General features: G+C 58.9%; 5 protein-coding genes. All 5 read right to left on the reverse strand.

Annotated elements, in window-relative coordinates; translation table 11 throughout:
* Positions 1-128 (reverse strand): zinc-ribbon domain-containing protein (locus tag Q0H50_RS09600; protein ID WP_366936655.1); only part of this gene is annotated, 128 nt, incomplete at its 3' end.
* A gap of 121 nt (positions 129-249) precedes the next feature.
* A complete protein-coding gene (gene era, locus Q0H50_RS09250; RefSeq protein WP_114620788.1) occupies positions 250-1,200 on the reverse strand; it encodes a GTPase Era in 951 nt (316 codons plus the stop codon).
* A gap of 28 nt (positions 1,201-1,228) precedes the next feature.
* The gene (locus Q0H50_RS09255) at positions 1,229-1,654 is read right to left on the reverse strand and encodes a diacylglycerol kinase family protein (RefSeq protein ID WP_294421672.1); all 426 of its coding nucleotides are present in this window, start codon (positions 1,652-1,654) and stop codon (positions 1,229-1,231) included.
* A gap of 5 nt (positions 1,655-1,659) precedes the next feature.
* Positions 1,660-2,124 (reverse strand): rRNA maturation RNase YbeY, encoded by a 465-nt coding sequence (gene ybeY / locus Q0H50_RS09260; RefSeq protein WP_294421673.1) that lies wholly within the window; start codon positions 2,122-2,124, stop codon positions 1,660-1,662.
* A partial coding sequence (locus Q0H50_RS09265; protein ID WP_294421674.1) for a PhoH family protein occupies positions 2,102-2,404 on the reverse strand: 303 nt, incomplete at its 5' end. The genes ybeY and Q0H50_RS09265, both read right to left, overlap by 23 nt.

The raw sequence follows: 2,404 nt of genomic DNA on the forward strand, positions 1-2,404 counted from the left end.
ATGTTCAACGCTTGGGTAGGTTCCGCGCCTTCGGTCTGCTCGAAGGCGGCACGAGGCAGCTTGGCCCCGCACTCGTCGCAGAACTTCGCGCCATCGCGATTTTCCGTGTGGCAAGAAGGACAGATCATGCTTGAAACTCCCTTGCGCGTGCTTACAGTATGGTTTCCCGTAAATTGTACCGAAAAACAAGATTGAGGTGCCGCTTGGCACCTCAATCGCAAAATATCTTACAAGACTGAACGCAACCTGCTACAAACCCTCGCCGTACCCGAATCGGCGGATCTGCGTGGCGTCGCGACGCCAGTTTTTCTTGACCTTCACCATAAGGTCAAGGTACACGCGCGTGCCGAGCAGCTGCTCAAGGTCTTCGCGGGCTTCCTGCCCGATGCGCTTGATGGCGCTTCCGCCCTTGCCGATGATGATGCCCTTCTGGGAATCGCGCTCAACGTAGATGCGGGCCAGGATGCGGTTGAGGTCCTTCTTCTTTTCATACTCCATATGCTCGATGGTGACGCCGATGGAATGAGGAACTTCGTCGCGAAACGTTCGGAGGATCTTCTCGCGGATGAACTCGGCGACGATGACCTCGATCGGCTGATCGGTTTCCATGTCGGCCGGGAACCATGCCGGGCCCTCGGGCAGGAAGCACTGGACCTCTTCGATGAAGGCATCCACGTTATAGCCGGATTCAGAGGAAAGCCCCACCATGGCGTCCCAGTTCGCCAGCTTCTTAGCGGCCTCGGCCTGCTCGTGCATCTGCTCGGTGGTGACCAAGTCGCCCTTGGACAGAACGCAGATCTTCTTCGCATGCTTGCAGTGCGGGCCGTCAAGTTGGGCGGCCACCCACTCGTCGCCGCGGCCGACGGGCTTGCTGGCGTCGATGAGCATGGCGATGACGTCGACGTCTTCAAGCGCCTTGAGCGCCGACGTGTTCAGCTCCTCGCCCAGCGCATCGTGGGGCTTGTGCAAGCCAGGGGTGTCCACGATGATCATCTGCATGTCGTCGCGGGTGTAGACCGCGCGGAAACGATGACGCGTGGTTTGGGCGGTATTGGAGGTGATGGCGATCTTCTTGCCCATAATGGTATTGAGCAATGTTGACTTTCCGGCGTTGGGACGGCCGATAAGCGTGACGAAGCCGGATTTGAAGCCCTCGCCCGAAGGGGGCGCGGCATGTCCGAAGTATGCGTCGAGGTCCATGAAACTCCTAGGTTTTAACAGTGGTTTACTATGCTATAAGCGCCACAAAGGGCGGGATGAAGACGATGCAGCCGACGATAAGGGAAGCGAAAGCCCCTGCAAGCGCGGCGCCCGCCGCGCAGTCCTTTGCCTTTCGTGCCAATTCGTGATAGCCGGGGCTGGCAAGATCGACCACGGCCTCGATGGCCGTGTTGACCGTTTCAAGTGCGAACATCATGCCGATGCATATGACAACGGCAAGCCACGATGACATATCGATGTGCAGCGCGAAGCCGAACGCAACGGCCACCAGGGCCATGCATGCGTCGATGCGCAGGTTGCGTTCCGTGCGAACTGCTTCGAACAGCCCCCGTCCGGCATTGGCGAACGCAGATGTCAGCTTGTAACGCTGCCCTCCGCACTTCGTTTCAGCAGAGCGCACGAAGGCATTGTCGTCAGAAGGTGATGCTCCCATGGCCGCTAACGCGCATTCCAGGCGGCCAAGATCTCGTCCTCAAGGGCCTCCATGACCTTGGCGTCTTCCTCGATGATGTGATCGTAACCGCACAGATGCAGCAGGCCGTGCACGAACAGCAGGCTAATCTCCTGCTCGAAGGTGGTGCAGAACTCGTGGGTTTGGCGCTCGGCCACATCCGGCGCGATGACCACATCGCCGAGCTCGTACACATCGCCGAAACCTGCGGGGACCATATCGGAAAGCTCGTCCTCGACGCCGTCGCATTCGAAGGACAAGACATCGGTGGGACCCTGCTTGCCGCGATACTGCTCGTTGAGACGGGCGATCTCTTCGTCGGTGACAAAACTCAAGGACACCTCGGTGTTCTGGGGCTTTTCCTGATGCTCGAGCACGAACTGCGCAAGCTCGATAAGCGGCATGTCCTTCAGCTCGTCGCCGCGGTGATCATAGTTGATTTGAACGTCCATTGCTGCCCTTCTTCTGCATGGCGTCGGCCTGTGCGCGGTCGTACGCCGAAACGATGGCCGCCACCAGCGAATGACGGACCACATCTTTACCCGAGAACCTGCAAAACGATACGCCTTCGATGCTGCCGAGGATATCCTCGATGCCCTTCAAGCCCGAAACGCCGCGCGGCAGGTCGAGCTGGGTGATATCGCCGGTGATGACCATCTTCGAACCGAATCCAAGGCGCGTGAGGAACATCTTCATCTGCTCGGGCGTGGTGTTTTGCGCTTCGTCCAAGAT

Origin of the sequence: uncultured Senegalimassilia sp., assembly GCF_934632265.1 — a bacterium.
Classification (GTDB): Bacteria; Actinomycetota; Coriobacteriia; order Coriobacteriales; family Eggerthellaceae; genus Senegalimassilia.